The sequence below is a fragment of the Pseudomonas sp. URMO17WK12:I12 genome (genome assembly GCF_000514395.1).
GTDB classification, from domain to species: Bacteria; Pseudomonadota; Gammaproteobacteria; order Pseudomonadales; family Pseudomonadaceae; genus Aquipseudomonas; species Aquipseudomonas mucoides.
The window spans coordinates 78,011-94,126 of record NZ_AZVV01000006.1 but is presented as its reverse complement, the minus strand read 5'-3'; the positions used below and the strand labels follow the sequence as shown (position 1 = coordinate 94,126).

General features: G+C 54.2%; 15 protein-coding genes and 1 tRNA gene. 8 read left to right on the top strand and 8 right to left on the bottom strand.

Annotated elements, in window-relative coordinates:
• Window positions 1–57 precede the first annotated feature (57 nt).
• From yajC to queA, 3 genes are read right to left on the bottom strand one after another with little or no spacing between them, the layout of a single operon-like run.
• The gene (gene yajC / locus D882_RS0107970; RefSeq protein ID WP_007982729.1) at window positions 58–393 is read right to left on the bottom strand and encodes a preprotein translocase subunit YajC; all 336 of its coding nucleotides are present in this window, start codon (window positions 391–393) and stop codon (window positions 58–60) included.
• 43 nt (window positions 394–436) lie between these two features.
• Window positions 437–1,552 carry a tRNA guanosine(34) transglycosylase Tgt gene (gene tgt / locus D882_RS0107965; protein WP_172825974.1) on the bottom strand — a complete coding sequence of 372 codons (1,116 nt, stop codon included), beginning with the start codon at window positions 1,550–1,552 and terminating at the stop codon, window positions 437–439.
• A gap of 14 nt (window positions 1,553–1,566) precedes the next feature.
• The gene (queA, locus tag D882_RS0107960; protein WP_027922739.1) at window positions 1,567–2,616 is read right to left on the bottom strand and encodes a tRNA preQ1(34) S-adenosylmethionine ribosyltransferase-isomerase QueA; all 1,050 of its coding nucleotides are present in this window, start codon (window positions 2,614–2,616) and stop codon (window positions 1,567–1,569) included.
• Between the two features lie 107 nt (window positions 2,617–2,723).
• Between queA and D882_RS0107955 the strand changes: the two genes are divergently transcribed.
• Together D882_RS0107955 and D882_RS0107950 are read left to right on the top strand one after the other, a co-directional pair.
• A tRNA-Leu gene (locus D882_RS0107955) sits at window positions 2,724–2,808 on the top strand.
• Window positions 2,809–2,958: 150 nt separating this feature from the next.
• Entirely contained in the window at window positions 2,959–3,288 is a 330-nt protein-coding gene (locus D882_RS0107950; protein WP_027922738.1) for a hypothetical protein, read from the top strand.
• A gap of 114 nt (window positions 3,289–3,402) precedes the next feature.
• Here the strand turns inward: D882_RS0107950 and D882_RS0107945 are convergent, their stop codons facing one another.
• From D882_RS0107945 to D882_RS1000000131620, 3 genes are read right to left on the bottom strand one after another with little or no spacing between them, the layout of a single operon-like run.
• On the bottom strand, window positions 3,403–5,739 hold the full coding sequence (locus D882_RS0107945; protein ID WP_027922737.1) for an AAA family ATPase: 2,337 nt from the start codon (window positions 5,737–5,739) through the stop codon (window positions 3,403–3,405).
• A complete protein-coding gene (locus tag D882_RS01000000130895) occupies window positions 5,702–6,403 on the bottom strand; it encodes an ABC-three component system middle component 1 (protein ID WP_050590162.1) in 702 nt (233 codons plus the stop codon). Before D882_RS01000000130895 ends, D882_RS0107945 begins: the two co-directional genes overlap by 38 nt.
• Window positions 6,396–7,631, bottom strand: a complete 1,236-nt coding sequence (locus D882_RS1000000131620) for an ABC-three component system protein (protein ID WP_155953709.1) — start codon at window positions 7,629–7,631, stop codon at window positions 6,396–6,398. The genes D882_RS01000000130895 and D882_RS1000000131620 overlap by 8 nt, the downstream gene beginning before the upstream one ends.
• A 1,062-nt stretch (window positions 7,632–8,693) precedes the next feature.
• Between D882_RS1000000131620 and D882_RS0107925 the strand changes: the two genes are divergently transcribed.
• On the top strand, window positions 8,694–9,005 hold the full coding sequence (locus D882_RS0107925) for a DUF3077 domain-containing protein (RefSeq protein ID WP_027922736.1): 312 nt from the start codon (window positions 8,694–8,696) through the stop codon (window positions 9,003–9,005).
• Between the two features lie 164 nt (window positions 9,006–9,169).
• Here the strand turns inward: D882_RS0107925 and D882_RS0107920 are convergent, their stop codons facing one another.
• Together D882_RS0107920 and D882_RS0107915 are read right to left on the bottom strand one after the other, a co-directional pair.
• A complete protein-coding gene (locus D882_RS0107920) occupies window positions 9,170–9,538 on the bottom strand; it encodes a PH domain-containing protein (protein WP_027922735.1) in 369 nt (122 codons plus the stop codon).
• Between the two features lie 12 nt (window positions 9,539–9,550).
• Complete coding sequence (locus tag D882_RS0107915) at window positions 9,551–10,003, bottom strand: hypothetical protein (RefSeq protein ID WP_027922734.1); 453 nt, start codon at window positions 10,001–10,003, stop codon at window positions 9,551–9,553.
• 374 nt (window positions 10,004–10,377) lie between these two features.
• On the opposite strand from D882_RS0107915, the gene D882_RS0107910 reads away from it, so the two are divergent.
• The 5 genes from D882_RS0107910 (at window position 10,378) to D882_RS0107890 (ending at window position 16,054) form a co-directional block, all read left to right on the top strand.
• On the top strand, window positions 10,378–10,854 hold the full coding sequence (locus tag D882_RS0107910) for a formate dehydrogenase subunit gamma (RefSeq protein ID WP_027922733.1): 477 nt from the start codon (window positions 10,378–10,380) through the stop codon (window positions 10,852–10,854).
• Window positions 10,851–12,383, top strand: coding sequence for an NADH-quinone oxidoreductase subunit NuoF (locus D882_RS0107905; RefSeq protein ID WP_027922732.1), 1,533 nt, complete (start codon window positions 10,851–10,853; stop codon window positions 12,381–12,383). Before D882_RS0107910 ends, D882_RS0107905 begins: the two co-directional genes overlap by 4 nt.
• A complete protein-coding gene (fdhF, locus tag D882_RS0107900) occupies window positions 12,380–15,262 on the top strand; it encodes a formate dehydrogenase subunit alpha (RefSeq protein ID WP_027922731.1) in 2,883 nt (960 codons plus the stop codon). Before D882_RS0107905 ends, fdhF begins: the two co-directional genes overlap by 4 nt.
• Window positions 15,259–15,480, top strand: a complete 222-nt coding sequence (locus tag D882_RS0107895) for a formate dehydrogenase subunit delta (protein WP_027922730.1) — start codon at window positions 15,259–15,261, stop codon at window positions 15,478–15,480. Before fdhF ends, D882_RS0107895 begins: the two co-directional genes overlap by 4 nt.
• 196 nt (window positions 15,481–15,676) lie before the next feature.
• Window positions 15,677–16,054 carry a hypothetical protein gene (locus tag D882_RS0107890; RefSeq protein WP_027922729.1) on the top strand — a complete coding sequence of 126 codons (378 nt, stop codon included), beginning with the start codon at window positions 15,677–15,679 and terminating at the stop codon, window positions 16,052–16,054.
• The last annotated feature ends 62 nt before the right edge of the window (window positions 16,055–16,116 follow it).

Genomic DNA, 16,116 nt, shown 5'->3' with positions numbered 1-16,116 from the left:
CCCGTTTATGACGCGGGGCGCCTTGCGCGCCCCGTCGATTGAATATGAAGTTGAAACTTAGATCGCTTTCAGCGTGCCTTTTGGCAGCGTCGCGGCAATAGCGCCCTTCTGGAACTTCATTTCGACAGTGTCGGAAACTTCCAGAACAACGAAATCGTCTGCCACTTTAGTGATCTTGCCGGCGATACCACCGGTGGTCACAACTTCGTCGCCTTTCTGCAGGCTGCTCAGCAGGTTCTTCTGTTCTTTGGCGCGCTTGGCCTGTGGACGCCAGATCATCAGGTAGAAGATGACCAGGAAACCGACCAGGAAAATCCACTCAAAGCCGCCACCCATTGGGCCTGCCGCAGGTGCAGCAGCGTCAGCCATGGCATTAGAGATAAAAAAGCTCATTTAGCACTCCAGTTGCAAATGTTGAATCTTGGGGTCAGAAAACTCAGTCCAAAGGCGGAACAGGTAACCCGCGTTTGGCGTAGAAGGCATCGACAAAGGCGGCCAATGTACCCTGTTGAATAGACTCGCGCAAACCAGCCATAAGCACCTGGTAATGGCGCAAATTGTGGATGGTATTCAACATGCTACCCAGCATTTCGCCGCACTTGTCCAGATGATGCAGATAAGCACGGGAGAAGTTCTGGCAGGTATAGCAATCACAGGTCGGATCGAGCGGCGAATCATCATGGCGATGGAACGCGTTACGGATCTTCAGCACGCCGGTGTCAATGAACAGATGCCCATTGCGGGCATTACGGGTTGGCATCACGCAATCGAACATGTCCACACCGCGGCGCACACCCTCAACCAGATCTTCCGGTTTGCCAACGCCCATAAGGTAACGAGGTTTGTCAGCCGGCATCTGACCCGGCAGGTAATCCAGCACCTTGATCATCTCGTGCTTGGGCTCGCCCACCGACAGACCGCCAATGGCCAGGCCATCAAAGCCGATCTGGTCGAGGCCTTCCAGGGAGCGCATGCGCAGGTCCTGGTGCATGCCGCCCTGAACGATGCCGAACAGCGCCGCCGTGTTGTCGCCATGGGCTTCTTTCGAGCGCTTGGCCCAACGCAACGACAGCTCCATCGACACGCGAGCGACGTCTTCGTCAGCCGGGTACGGGGTGCATTCGTCGAAAATCATCACGATGTCCGAACCCAGATCACGCTGGACCTGCATCGATTCTTCCGGACCCATGAACACTTTGGCGCCATCCACCGGGGAGGCGAAGGTCACGCCCTCCTCCTTGATCTTGCGCATGGCGCCCAGGCTGAACACCTGGAAACCGCCGGAATCAGTCAGAATCGGGCCTTTCCACTGCATGAAATCGTGCAGGTCGCCGTGCTTCTTGATCACTTCGGTGCCAGGACGCAGCCACAAGTGGAAGGTGTTGCCCAGAATGATTTCCGCGCCGGTGGCGACGATATCCCGCGGCAACATGCCCTTGACGGTGCCGTAGGTGCCCACCGGCATGAACGCCGGGGTTTCTACGGTGCCGCGTGGAAAGGTCAAACGACCGCGACGAGCCTTGCCGTCAGTAGCAAGTAACTCAAACGACATACGACTTTGGCGACTCATTCTGTTTCCTCTGGGCCACGTGGTGCGGGGTTACGGGTGATAAACATCGCATCACCGTAGCTGAAAAAGCGGTATCCATGCTCGACGGCCGCTTTATAAGCAGCCATGGCTTCGGGATAACCGGCGAATGCCGAAACCAGCATCAACAGCGTGGATTCAGGCAAATGGAAGTTGGTGACCAGGGCATCGACCACATGAAACGGGCGGCCCGGGTAGATAAAGATATCGGTGTCGCCACTGAACGGCTTGAGCACGCCATCGCGCGCAGCACTTTCCAGCGAACGCACGCTGGTGGTCCCCACCGCCACCACGCGACCACCGCGAGCACGACAGGCCGCCACTGCATCCACCACGTCCTGGCCGACTTCCAGCCATTCGCTGTGCATGTGGTGATCTTCGATCTTCTCGACGCGCACCGGCTGGAACGTACCGGCGCCGACGTGCAAGGTCACGAACGCGGTCTCGACGCCCTTGGCGGCAATCGCCTCCATCAGCGGCTGATCGAAATGCAGCCCCGCCGTCGGCGCCGCCACCGCGCCCAGACGCTCGGCGTAGACCGTCTGATAACGCTCGCGGTCCGAGCCTTCATCCGGGCGGTCTATATAAGGCGGCAACGGCATGTGCCCGACGCGGTCCAGCAGCGGCAACACCTCTTCGGCGAACCCCAACTCGAACAACGCATCGTGACGCGCCAGCATTTCAGCCTCGCCACCGCCATCGATCAGGATCTTCGACCCCGGCTTCGGCGACTTGCTGGAACGCACATGGGCCAGCACGCGATGACTGTCGAGCACGCGCTCGACCAGGATTTCCAGCTTGCCGCCGGAAGCCTTCTGGCCAAACAGCCGCGCCGGAATCACCCGGGTATTGTTGAACACCATCAAATCGCCCGGGCGCAAATGCTCGAGCAAATCGGTGAATTGACGGTGTGCCAGGGCGCCGCTGACCCCATCCAGGGTCAACAGGCGACTGTTGCGACGCTCGGCCAAAGGGTGGCGGGCGATCAGCGAATCTGGGAGTTCGAAAGTAAAGTCAGCAACGCGCATGATGGGGTTCGTCTAGCAGGGGCCGGAAGTCTAGCCGAAATAGTGAAAATTCTCTATGTACCTGATTGACCGACGGTAATCTCATCTCTATACTTCGCCGCCATTGAGCCCTGATGGCGGAATTGGTAGACGCGGCGGATTCAAAATCCGTTTTCGAAAGGAGTGGGAGTTCGAGTCTCCCTCGGGGCACCAAAATTAAGAAAGGTCTTGCTTAGCAAGGCCTTTTTTTTCGTCTGTAGAAAAGTGAGCTTGCTCATGGCTGTCGTGTCGCAGCTGTGGGAGGTAGCGAGCTTTTGATCTTCGTATTCTTGGCCGGTACGCCCCTACTCAAGGATTCACCCCATGGAACTGCTCCTGGAAACTGTCGCCCTGTTTTGCCTCAAGCTTGCTTATGAGACGGAGGATTCGAGTCCGATTCTGCGGGATGATCCAATCATGAGTGATTATGAGCGCGAGGTTTTTGGGTTGTTGGTGCGTCGAGGAGATATTGAGGGGATTCAGTTTCGGGTGGCGCACTGCATTGGTTTGGCGCTGGAAGCTTTAGACGGTGTTAACACGCCAATGGGGCGGGAGCTGCGCAGGTTGTCAGCTGATTTCAGCGCTGCCCAGAGGATGGCGCAGCTTGATACGCCGCTCATCGCGCTTAAGAATTACTTGAAAGATATTCAGTGAACAAGGCTGCGTGACAATACTAACTGTTGAGCAAACATCACCTCCCTCCGCATACCATCCGAAAGGAGGAAAAATATTCCTCACATTCGCACCAACAGCATAACAAATCCAAAACTATTGAATTCGTTGCTCACGAAACTGCATGTGTATCGACTCTTGACTTAACCCACTACGTTTAAATTTATATCTTAGAAAAGCAGACACCTGTTCTTCATGGTTTGACAAAATAATTTGTCTATCTGCAAACTCCACTCTCAAAAGGTCACTCAGTGATGCAATATTTATCTCATCCATTGATTGAACAGGATCATCAATTAATACAAATGGATTTCCAGCATACACTTTATTTAGAGCAAGAAAAAAAGCCATGCTCATAGCAGCAACTTGACCACTACTCATCGATAGGATGGCGTCATGCTCAGACTTTTCTGCCGAGTTAAACTTTAACACCCGGCCATCTTCTCCTGTTAAAATAAACAACCCCAACCCTCGTTGGTAGTTCTGAATCAAACGCCCACTATAAACATGGAAAATCAACTCAATCTCAGAAACCGTCCTCTTGGTATATTCGCCTTTCACAGAGAGCAGAGCTTGGCGTAAACCTGCAATCTTATCTTTTACGCGCTGACCAGCAGCCATAGTTTTCACCAACTCTTGCAATTCTCGCCGCTTCAACAACAAAGCATCGTTGCATTCTTTCGCATAGCAAAAATCTAAATACTCCCGCTTTGATTTCAATTTAACCTTAGAAACCCCAAAAACATCCTCAACACTTGAAAAACTTGAGCGATAAACCTCAAACCAATTTGAAATAAGGCCTTCACTTTCAGACACTTTCAAGCCCAGTACTTTTTCTTTTATCTCTGCAACCCTTCTCGCCACCACCTCGGGGTTCTCAGTATAATCCGGATAAAGATCAATAGAATAGACGGCTAGTCTATCTACGATTTTTTGAATAAGCTTAGTCTTTTCCTGTGTAGACTCAAGATCAGTAAATAGTGAGGAATTAAATTGCTTCTCCAGCTCAGCTTTCCGTTCCTCTATCTCAGTTGCAGCTACAAATAGCTCATGCTCAATAAGACCGAGAACCCTACTAATTTTTAAAATAGTACCTTCAATTTCACCTTTTATTCTAGAAATGCTTTTAGAAGCTTCTTCTAGCAAAATCTCGTAAGTAGGCCAATCAAATCCGCAAAAAGGACACTCCCCGTTCTTATCACCATCAATTTGCTGATAGCACAGCATTAGATCTTCGTGCGCCTTCACCATCAAACTAAGCTTACGATCATGACTTGATGATATCTTTATTAACCCATCCCTTTCACCTATTAACCGAACAATTTCGACTTTATTATCTATACTTGTCGATAGCTCCCCCACCTGCTGCAGAACGACTTTGTCGGCCTTAGTGCGCAAAACCAACAAATCGAGAGACAATAAAGAAATCGACTCTTTAACCGTTTTTAGACCTTGATATCTCCCAATATGGGCACCAATTTTTGCAGCAAGAAAAATCTCTTGGGATTTATCTTTCAAAAAATCGTCAATCTTGCGATTCTCTAACCTAACCTTTAACTCGTCGGCATTTAGAAATATATTCTCCACGTCATTGAAATCACTGATTAGATTCTGAAAATCGATGGCATTGGCAGACAAAACAGGCTTAGCACTATCCCATCCTGGAACAGGATCCACACTGCTTAATCGAGCGTACAAAGGAGCAACTTCGCTCACGCTCAGATTCGTATTAATTGTCGACAACTGAAGCTCTAACGCCAGTTTCTGCCGCTCCTTTTCCGGGCCACTATATTGCCGTCTAACTTGTAGCTCTAACGCCGAAAGCCGTTCAATTTTCTCAGTCAATTTATCTGTGCTAATCAGATGATCCAGCCCCTCCCGACGCTGGGTAACATTTCTAGAGTACAGGTATTTACTCTGCCCCTGTTCTAAGTAATTGAGAAGCGAAAAATTCTTCCGAAAATTATCACCAAGGACAGCCTCAAGCTTTAGGTCCTCAACCTTTCGTTCATAAACCTCTGACTCCAACGAGTCAATTCTATACAAATCAAAATAATCAAAATTATCTGGCGAATTTCGTCGTGGATTTTTAAGTTCAGAAACCTCCGCTCGGCGAGCTAAGTATAGGTACCTCCCATCGGCTTTATTTTGCAATTCAACTTTTAAAACAATGGGACCTCTCTTATTAACATTCCACACTAAATTCTCATCAAATTGCCGTCTTCTTTGATCCACAGCAATAGCTTTTGATAGATCAATTAGTCTCTGAACCCCACCTGTCAGAAGCAATTCGATTGCGTCAAATATGCTCGTCTTCCCAAAACCATTTGGCCCATCTAGAGTTATTAGCGAGGCACCTTTAAAATCAATCTGCAAATCTTCAAAAGGTTTAAAATTACAAATCCTCAGGCGAGATATCTTCCAATTCTTCATCAACCATCTCCTTTAGTAACTGTTCGGTCGTTAACTCATCATTTTCTAAATTCTCAACCTTCGACCACAAAGCTGAACCCCCTTTCAACGCCAGCATTTCTGAAACATAAAAATCAAGCGGCTTAAGATCCCCTTCTTTAACTGGAAGCTTTAAAAATGGCAGTTTAATATAGATACGCGCCGCCACCCCATACAAACTATTAGATAAAGGGGCGTTTTTATACTCTTTAAACATCTCCTCATTCTTTATTACTGCCTGCAATTCAGGAAACCCCACACCGTCCAGCAAGCTCAATTCCACATCATAATAATAAAGAAAGTATTTTTTAAAGTAGTATGGGTTTTCTTCTATATCAAATATCCAGCGCTCAACGTCATTGAACACCACACCGCTCTCAAGCCTAAAAATTACGACCAGGTCAGCATTCTTCTCAAAAGAAGGGTCACTCTTAAATTCAGCTGGCGCAAACTCAACCACATCACTATTCAATATTTCAGGCGCCACAAGCTCTGACAACTCGTAAAAAATTAGGAACCTTTTGCTATCGCCCTCAGAAAACTTATAAAAATCAAACTTTTTAGAGTTACTCCCCTCAACTTCTACTGGAGTAAAGGCGACAAATCCGGAATCATGAGCAATCTCTCGCAGCAATGATCTAATCATCAATCTTACCTCTTGCATCAGCTTTTGAAATAATCCTTGCCCCGAATGCCTTCGTAATCTTGCTTGGGACATTAACAGCCGACTTATACTCTGACTCAACCATATCAGCAGTAACTCCATTAAAAGTACAATATCGATCCATCAAAGAAAACGTTGTAGATACGTCAGCTATCAGCCAATCATACTCAAAAAGAATTTCAAAAATCGCCCCATTAGACTTTATCTCTTCAAAAATATCCTGAACAAGGATATCCTCTCGCACCTCAGATTTAGAAATGTATGCAGTAGGCAAATAAAACTGCTTGTGTCCACACACATAATAGGGCGCCCTGTCAACTATTGGAGGCATAACTATCTCGAGCAAAATATCCACATAATCAAAAACCGAAGTTTTCGAGATAGTGTCTACCCCCGACCCTAGGCAAACGGTTTTCCACAGAACCTCAAACCCTGCATCACTAAGAGATTTAATTCCCCCATATGCAGTAACGACCTTGTGATAAGCTTCAACGTCACATCGCCCAGCGAGAGCCTTCGCATACTGGTCAAATGCTTCAGCAAAAGCCAACCGCGCCTTATACATTTTATATTTCTTATCTGAATCAAACTCGGCAACCGCTTCCAACAACTCCTTAAGTTGTACACTTTTTATAGTTTGCGTATAAGCGGCCTCTTTAGCCGTCATTAAGTTATCCTGAGTAGCAGCATGGATGTACGTAATCTGTGACAATATTCGACATTGCAGCGACTCGTATTTCAGCTCAACCAATTGATTGCTACACGGCAAACCATTTAGTTTCAGATATGACTCGATCTCTAGTTTTATTTTCGATATGATATCCTGAAGAGCACAATATGGTACACCGGCGTATGTATAAAACTTTACAACAACGCCATCACTCGACGTATATTCTGAAAAATCATCCAATTTACTAGACACATGAAAATACCTAGTAGTACGCTCATTACAAAGGCGTGTCACGCTAGCTGCCTTCGCTAAGGCTTCTAAGTATTCACTTCTCTGAGTGTCCCCTAAAGCCTTTACCTGATGCGTCGAAACTGCGACCCCATCTATAATAATAGCAAAATCATCTATGCTATCTAACTGCAACTCAAATACGTCATTACTCTGAAGGCACTTTATACTGTGATAAATAGCAACATAGCCCTGGTATATGTAGCCACTCCAAGTTGTTGTTGCCGTATGCGGGTAATATATTTTATTCACCACGATTACCTTTTATCTAAGGCCTTGAGAGAATGCTCCATAGTCATTAACCTGCTAGCATCAAACCATCCTCTACGGCCACTTTCTATTATTTTTACTACTCGTACAATCAGTGGTCACCAATCATCTCTGGCCCCCACATTCTCAAAACACACGATTCTTATCACTCCAGTCACCCAGCCCTACCCGCTTCGCCCTAAACCTCCACTCTCTTTCCTCCTCACATTCACCACTTGAAGCACTGGCTGCGTAAACAAGTCGGGCTTCACTAATTGCTTGACTTGAAGGTCCGCATTTAGGATCTCAAAATCGCGGAAGTTGTAATGCGGCACGCAAACGGAGCTGTGGTAATGGCGACTCACGAGCGTTGCGCGCGCGACTCTTCTGAATGTCGGTCATATAGCACGGCATCCTCTGGCAATTGGCGTTGTAGTACTGGCAGCTTTCGTGTTGCTTGCTTTCGATGGTTTCAGGCCTCGAAAAGACAAAACTCTAACTGGGAAAGCCGCGACGGTAGTGGGCATGGAGTAGTCCTTTACAAGATGAGGCAATGGCACGAAGCTACTATCTTGACATCTCGCCGTCTACCGCCGGCAGTAAGACGTCGAAAAGGAGTGCATTGAACGGTTACACAACCATTTCGGATCAATTTCCATTACTGGGGTCGTTGGCGGACGGGTTGCAGGAAAATGACCTGCACGATACCCTCCCTCCGTCGCTGCCAATTCAGCGGCCGGGCTTGGTAACCCGAGGTAAATCACTGCGCAACAGTGCCATGCGTTCGCAGGCGCTTTTTTTTCGCCTGCGATCTGCGTTATGGCGGCTGTGCGTGGGACGTCTTCGGACGTGCCGGTTTCCTTGATTTCCCGGTTTACCAACCTGCGCACAGCTGCCACCCATTCGCTTGGTAACGAATTGTGGCGGCTCTTAAAAATTAAGGAGCTTCACAATGCGCTGTATGGATACGTACAAAATCTGGCTTTTCCCTCAACGCGACTCCCTGTTGCGTAACGCCCCACTGTCCACCCTCTCCCAGCGCCTCTCCCTCATCGGAGGTGGCCAATGACCGATCAATCCGAGCTGAAAACCATCGGCCTAACCCCTGCCATTTACTGCGCCGATCAACCACTCTTCCACGTCACTCGCGGCGTTCCCCTCGGCGATGCATTGGCCATGGCTTCTGACTTTCTGTTTCTCGCCAAGAAGCTGAATGAAGATGCCGCGTACGCAACAGACACAGACCGCCACGCCTGGGCTGCGCATTATTTGACGGCGATGAGTAAGGCGGTGGTTGATGATGCGGTGAAGGTGCTTGGGCGGGGGCGGGGTTCTGCGGCGGCGGCTGAGCGGGCGGCGGCTACGTCTGAAGGGTAGTGGTTCAAAAATGAGGTGAGTGGGCTGCTTGTGATGATGGCGGTAGATTCAGCATGAATGTTGGCTGGTCTGGCGCTTTCGCGGGCAAGCCCGCTCCCACAGGGATTGCGGTTAGCTGGAGGTCGTTGTTAGCCCCGAGTTTTCGGGGCTTTTTCGTGTTGGGGTCAGAGGACGTGTTGGGAGATCAGTTTTGAGATTTCTACCATGGATGTCCTGCCGGTGAATTCGAACTTCACTTTGCCCAACGACGAAAAGTAGATCTCCAGCTCTGAATCCAGGTCGAAGGTGCCGGACGTTTCCACCGAGTACGCCACGATGTTTTTGTAGGGCAGTGAGGTGAAGTCTTTTTTGCTGCCGGTGAGGCCCTGCACGTTGACGGCGATGATGCGTTTGTTGGTGAACACCACGCCGTCACGCATGGATTTGTAGGCGTCGATGACGTGTTCGCCGTCGAGCAAAAGGTCGGTAACGCGTTGGGCGTATTCTTCGTTTTGCTTGAGTTTGAAGAAGCCCTTGTTGTTGAAATCAATCATGTGTCGCTCCTGTTATTCAATCTGTATCGGTCCTTTGGTCCCGGCATCGCTGTCCATCCAGTAGTCCTGATTCTGCAGGCTTCGATCGCCCTGGAGGGTGAAGAGGATGTTGCCCTGGCGAAACTGCAGCGTGCCGTCGGTACGCTTGGCTTTGACCTGTTTGCCGTTGACCCACACTTGTTCCTTGGCATCGATGCGGATGGTGGCGACAGTGGCGCCGGCATCGCTCTTGGCCACCCATTGCCCGACGTAGGGGGTTGGGGCGCTTGGGCTGTCCGCGGCGGGGTTGGTGAAGCCTGCCTTGGCGTTTTCTGCCTTGCTCTTGTGGATATCGCAGCCTTGGGTTTCGCTGACCTGAGTGCAGCCGGATTGCTCCAGTTGTTTGCGATAGGTGTCGTTGATGGCGTAGGCCGGGGATTGCGCCGCGATCAGGATGACCAGCGCAGGCAGGATGAGTCGGTTCATATGTGCTCCTTTGCGATCTCGTCGGACGGCATCGTACGTTTACGGTAGCGGGCGAGTGTGCCGCGCTTGTACCACAAAACATTTCAGACAATGCGCGCCGTGGTCAGTGCTCTTCTAGACTTAACGGGTGGTCGTGGAAAGAACCAAACACGTCGCTTTGGTGCAGTCGAATCAATACCAGCGTGGCAAGCTCCCTCAATGCCCTATAAACGGTGCGGCAAAGACCGCGCCGGGCACAACAAGATGCCCGCTCAGGGTGCCCTGGCCAACGGCCTGACAATGCCACGATACCGTGACGTGGTGTGAATGCCGCAGCCGACACTTTCGGACGACCGACAACCGCCTGGTTTGTCCGTGACCGTGAGGAATGCTGTATGCCTGATGAGATGTTGCAATTGCCTATGGTCAACAGCGTGCTGGAGCGCCACAAGGGCTCTGCGGGTGCACTGTTGCCCATCCTCCATGAGATTCAGGCCGGTATCGGTTACATCCCCGATGCCGCCATCCCCGAGATAGCCCACGCCCTCAATCAGAGTCAGGCCGAGATTCGCGGCGTGATCAGCTTTTACCATGATTTCCGCACCGCGCCGCCGGCCCGGCATATCCTGCGTCTGTGTCGGGCGGAGTCGTGCAAGAGTCGCGGCGCCGAGCAGTTAGCCGCGCAGTTGCGTGATCGTCTGCAACTGGATGATCACGGCAGCAGCGCCGATGGCAGCATCAGTTTGCGTCCGGTGTATTGCCTCGGTGCCTGCGCCTGTTCGCCGGCGCTGGAGCTGGATGGTCAGGTGCATGCGCGGCTCAGTGCCGAGCGTCTCGATGCGTTGCTCGACGCTTGCCGGGAGGACGTATGAGCCTCTATTTATCCTGTGATTCCCTGGCCCGTGCCGTGGGTGCCGATGCGGTGGCGTCAGCCCTTGCCAGCCCGGACCTGCAACGCACCAGCTCTCGCGGCCTGTACTGGCTGGAACCATTGCTCGAAGTGGACACCCCGCAAGGCCGTATCGGCTTCGGCCCGCTGACCGCTAGCGATGTGCCGTCGGTGCTCGATGCGCTGCAAGGCGACCCGTCCTCGCACCCACTGGCCTTGGGCCTGGTGGAAGAATTGCCTTATCTCAAGTCTCAACAACGCCTGCTGTTCGCCCGCGCCGGCATCACTCGTCCGCTGTCGCTGGACGATTATCGGGCCCACGGCGGTTTCGAGGGTTTAACCAGGGCTGTCACTATTGGCGGCGATGAGACCGCGACCGCGGTGTTCGATTCGGGCTTGCGTGGCCGTGGCGGCGCCGCCTTCCCCGCCGGGATCAAATGGCGCACGGTGCGCGCTACCGAGGCGGCGCAAAAATACATTGTGTGCAACGCCGACGAAGGCGACTCCGGCACGTTCGCCGACCGCATGTTGATGGAAGGCGACCCCTTCCTGCTGATCGAAGGCATGGCCATTGCCGGCATCACCGTCGGCGCCAGTTACGGCTACATCTATGTGCGCTCGGAATACCCACAGGCCATCGCCACGCTGAATGAAGCGCTGGAGATTGCCCGGACCAACGGTTACCTCGGCGCCAATGTCGGCGGCAGTGGTTTGGCCTTCGATATGGAAGTGCGTGTCGGGGCCGGTGCTTACATTTGCGGTGAAGAAACCGCGCTGCTGGACTCGCTCGAAGGCAAGCGCGGGATCGTCCGCGCCAAGCCACCGATTCCTGCGTTGAAGGGGCTTTTCGGCCTGCCGACGCTGGTGCACAACGTGCTGACCCTGGCCTCGGTGCCGCTGATTCTGGCCAAGGGCGCGCAGTTCTATCGTGATTACGGCATGGGCCGCTCCCTCGGCACAATGCCATTCCAATTGGCGGGCAATATTCGTCGTGGCGGTCTGGTGGAACGGGCCTTTGGCCTGACCCTGCGTGAATTGGTGGAAGACTACGGCGGAGGCACCGCCAGTGGCCGGCCGTTGAAAGCCGCACAGGTCGGCGGCCCGCTCGGCGCCTGGGTGCCACCTTCGCAATTCGACACGCCGCTGGATTACGAAGCCTTCGCCGGCATCGGCGCGATGCTCGGTCACGGTGGCGTGGTGGTAGCTGACGACAGCCTGGACATGGCTCACATGGCGCGCTTCGCCATGCAGTTCTGTGCCGAGGAATCCTGTGGCAAGTGCACGCCCTGCCGCATCGGTTCGACCCGGGGCGTCGAGGTGATCGACCGCTTGCTGGCCGCACCGGACCAGAACGGTCGCGATGAGCAGGTGATCATCCTCAAGGACCTGTGCGACACCCTGCAATACGGTTCGCTGTGCGCCTTGGGCGGCATGGTTTCCTTTCCCGTCGCCAGCGCCCTCAAGTACTTCCCCGCCGACTTCGGTCTGCAATCTTCGGAGGCCGACCAATGATCACTCTCTTCGACCCGAACACCGACATCGATCTGGGCACGCCGGCCCGTGAAAGTCAGGTGCAAGTCACCCTGAACATCGACGGCCGCAGCATCAGCGTGCCCGAAGGCACTTCGGTGATGCGCGCCGCTGCGCTGATGGGCACCACGATTCCAAAACTGTGCGCCACCGACAGCCTCGAAGCCTTCGGCTCTTGCCGCATGTGTCTGGTAGAAATCGACGGCATGCGCGGTTATCCCGCGTCCTGCACCACACCGGTCAGCGAAGGCATGAGCGTGCACACCCAGACGCCGAAACTCGCGACGCTGCGCCGCAATGTCATGGAGCTGTACATCTCCGATCACCCGCTGGACTGCCTGACCTGCTCGGCCAACGGCAACTGCGAGCTGCAAACCGTCGCCGGCCAGGTCGGCCTGCGGGAAGTGCGTTACGGCTATGAAGGTGACAACCATCTGGCCGACGTGAAAGACACCTCCAACCCCTACTTCGACTACGACCCGAGCAAGTGCATCGTCTGCAACCGCTGCGTGCGCGCCTGCGAAGAAACCCAGGGCACGTTTGCCCTGACCATCACCGGACGCGGTTTCGAATCCCGGGTGGCAGCCGCTGGTGGCGAGAATTTCCTTGAGTCGGAATGCGTGTCCTGCGGCGCCTGTGTGCAAGCCTGCCCTACTGCGACGCTGATGGAAAAAAGCGTGGTCGAACTGGGTCAGCCCGAGCACAGCGTGATCACCACCTGCGCCTATTGCGGCGTGGGCTGCTCGTTCCGCGCCGAGATGAAAGGCGACCAACTGGTGCGCATGGTTCCCGACAAGAACGGCCAGGCCAACCACGGCCACTCGTGCGTCAAAGGGCGCTTTGCCTGGGGCTATGCCACCCACCCGGATCGCATCACCACACCGATGATCCGCAAACACATCAACGACCCGTGGCAGGAAGTCAGCTGGGATGAAGCGGTGACCTACGCCGCCAGCGAATTCCGCCGGTTGCAGCAAAAATACGGCCGCGACTCCATTGGTGGCATCACCTCCAGCCGCTGCACCAACGAAGAAACCTACCTGGTGCAAAAACTGGTGCGCGCCGCCTTCGGCAACAACAACGTCGACACCTGTGCGCGGGTCTGCCACTCGCCGACCGGTTATGGCCTGAAACAAACCTTGGGTGAGTCCGCCGGCACCCAGAGTTTCGACTCGGTGATGCAGGCCGACGTGATTCTGGTAATGGGCGCCAACCCCAGCGACGCCCACCCGGTGTTCGCTTCCCAGCTCAAACGTCGCCTGCGTGAAGGCGCGCGATTGATCGTGATCGACCCACGCCGCATTGATCTGGTGGACTCGGTGCATGCCCGCGCCGAACTGCACCTGGCCCTGCGTCCGGGCACCAACGTCGCGATGCTCAACGCCTTGGCCCACGTCATCGTCACCGAAGGCCTGCTCGATCAAGCCTTTATCGACGCCCGTTGCGAGGGTAGCGATTTTGCCCGCTGGAGCGAGTTCGTCAGCCGTGCGGAGAACTCACCGGAAGTGCTGGCCGCCGTCTGCGGCGTAGACGCTGCCGACATCCGTGCCGCCGCTCGCCTGTACGCCACCGGTGGTAATGCGGCGATCTACTACGGCCTCGGCGTCACCGAACACAGTCAAGGCAGCACCGCGGTCATGGGCATCGCCAACCTGGCCATGGCCACCGGCAACATCGGTCGCGAAGGCGTCGGCGTGAACCCGCTGCGGGGACAGAACAACGTTCAGGGCTCGTGCGACATGGGCTCCTTCCCCCACGAGTTGCCCGGCTACCGGCACATCTCCAACGAAGTGGTACGGACGCAGTTCGAGCAGGCGTGGAACGTCACCCTGCAACCCGACCCGGGCCTGCGCATCCCGAACATGTTCGAGGCCGCCCTCAGCGGCAGTTTCAAGGGCCTGTATTGCCAGGGCGAGGACATTGCCCAGAGCGACCCGAATACCCAACACGTCACCGCTGCCCTGTCGGCCATGGAATGCATCGTGGTGCAGGACATTTTCCTCAACGAAACCGCCAGGTTCGCCCACGTATTCCTGCCGGGCAGCTCGTTCCTGGAAAAAGACGGCACCTTCACCAACGCCGAGCGACGCATCTCCCGGGTGCGCAAGGTCATGGAGCCACTGGGTGGCAAGGCTGACTGGGAAGGCACCGTGGCCCTGGCCAATGCGTTGGGCTACCCGATGAACTACAAACATCCGTCAGACATCATGGACGAAATCGCCAGCCTGACGCCGACGTTCACCAACGTCAGCTACGCCGAACTGGATCGCCACGGCAGCCTGCAATGGCCGTGCAACGCCGCAGCACCGGACGGCACGCCAACCATGCACATCGAGGAATTCGTGCGCGGCAAGGGGCGTTTCATGCTCACCGGTTACGTGCCTACCGAGGAAAAGGTCAATAGCCGTTATCCGTTGCTGCTGACCACCGGGCGCATCCTCAGCCAATACAACGTCGGCGCTCAGACACGGCGTACCGAAAACGTTGCCTGGCATGACGAAGACCGTCTGGAAATTCACCCGACCGACGCCGAGAGCCGTGGCATCAATGAGGGTGACTGGGTCGGCATCGGCAGCCGCGCCGGGCAGACCGTACTGCGTGCGCGGGTCACCGAACGGGTCGCGCCGGGCGTGGTGTACACCACGTTCCACTTCCCGGAATCGGGGGCCAACGTGATCACTACCGACAACTCCGACTGGGCCACCAACTGTCCGGAGTACAAGGTCACCGCCGTGGAGGTCAGCCGCGTCTACCACCCTTCCGAGTGGCAAAAACGCTATCAGGCCTTCAGTGACGAACAGGATCGTTTGCTCAAGGAACGCCGGCATGCCCGTGGCGCTAAAGCGGAGGTGCGCCGATGAGCACTGAAAACCTGATCAAGATGGCCAACCAGATCGCCCAGTACTTCGCCACCGAACCGGACCAGCAAGCGGCCGTGCTCGGTGTGCGTAATCACCTGCAGATGTACTGGACGCCGGGCATGCGCAAGGAATTGCTGGCCTGGCAGACGGAGCATCAGGGGGCGGACATGCATCCATTGGCGCAGGCGGCGGTCAGTGGGGCGGGCTGGGCGGCATAGGTCTGGATTGACCTTGAAGATCACCCAACTTGTAATGAGGGAGCTTGCTCCCTCATTACATTGGATTCGCGCTGCGACTCAATCAAATCGATATAAACCCACAACGCCCTTCAGCTCAGAGCGGCTGATTTGATATCGTGCCTGCCATCGCCTCACCTCAACAAAGACCCACGACGTTGTTAACAGGGAAGATGGAATGCAGTTAATCAGTATGTTGATGTTCTTCGCTGCATCAGCAGGGATGTGGATTTGGGTTGTGAAGAGCCGTGGCCCGTTGAATATCTGGCTGGCGAACCTCTCGGGTGCCGTGGCCAGTTTCATCGTCGGGACTGCGGTGCTGATTCTTTGCTCGAGCTGGTTAACCCCGGACGCCCCCGTCTCGCGAGCCCCGGCCTTTGCGCTTTATACGCTGATGGCATTTATGGGCACTCTGATCGGGACCTGGCTCTTGGTATTCACCAAGTGCAACCAGGAACAATCCCCCGCTTATCGACATTTTGCTGCGGCAGCGTGCAGCCTGGTGGCCGCACTGGTTGCGCTGGTGGTGTCGGTCACGATCTTTCCCCTCAAGTGACCCCATCGGGCAATTGATGAAGTTCAGCCAGAGCTCTGCGCTATCATCGCCGGCCTGTGCGC

Bases quoted from the DNA above. Each gene is read 5' to 3' on its own strand.
- yajC (WP_007982729.1), bottom strand. From the start codon at position 393: ATGAGCTTTTTTATCTCTAATGCCATGGCTGACGCTGCTGCACCTGCG.
- tgt (WP_172825974.1), bottom strand. From the start codon at position 1,552: ATGTCGTTTGAGTTACTTGCTACTGACGGCAAGGCTCGTCGCGGTCGT.
- queA (WP_027922739.1), bottom strand. From the start codon at position 2,616: ATGCGCGTTGCTGACTTTACTTTCGAACTCCCAGATTCGCTGATCGCC.
- D882_RS0107950 (WP_027922738.1), top strand. From the start codon at position 2,959: ATGGAACTGCTCCTGGAAACTGTCGCCCTGTTTTGCCTCAAGCTTGCT.
- D882_RS0107945 (WP_027922737.1), bottom strand. From the start codon at position 5,739: ATGAAGAATTGGAAGATATCTCGCCTGAGGATTTGTAATTTTAAACCT.
- D882_RS01000000130895 (WP_050590162.1), bottom strand. From the start codon at position 6,403: ATGATTAGATCATTGCTGCGAGAGATTGCTCATGATTCCGGATTTGTC.
- D882_RS0107925 (WP_027922736.1), top strand. From the start codon at position 8,694: ATGACCGATCAATCCGAGCTGAAAACCATCGGCCTAACCCCTGCCATT.
- D882_RS0107920 (WP_027922735.1), bottom strand. From the start codon at position 9,538: ATGATTGATTTCAACAACAAGGGCTTCTTCAAACTCAAGCAAAACGAA.
- D882_RS0107915 (WP_027922734.1), bottom strand. From the start codon at position 10,003: ATGAACCGACTCATCCTGCCTGCGCTGGTCATCCTGATCGCGGCGCAA.
- D882_RS0107910 (WP_027922733.1), top strand. From the start codon at position 10,378: ATGCCTGATGAGATGTTGCAATTGCCTATGGTCAACAGCGTGCTGGAG.
- D882_RS0107905 (WP_027922732.1), top strand. From the start codon at position 10,851: ATGAGCCTCTATTTATCCTGTGATTCCCTGGCCCGTGCCGTGGGTGCC.
- fdhF (WP_027922731.1), top strand. From the start codon at position 12,380: ATGATCACTCTCTTCGACCCGAACACCGACATCGATCTGGGCACGCCG.
- D882_RS0107895 (WP_027922730.1), top strand. From the start codon at position 15,259: ATGAGCACTGAAAACCTGATCAAGATGGCCAACCAGATCGCCCAGTAC.
- D882_RS0107890 (WP_027922729.1), top strand. From the start codon at position 15,677: ATGCAGTTAATCAGTATGTTGATGTTCTTCGCTGCATCAGCAGGGATG.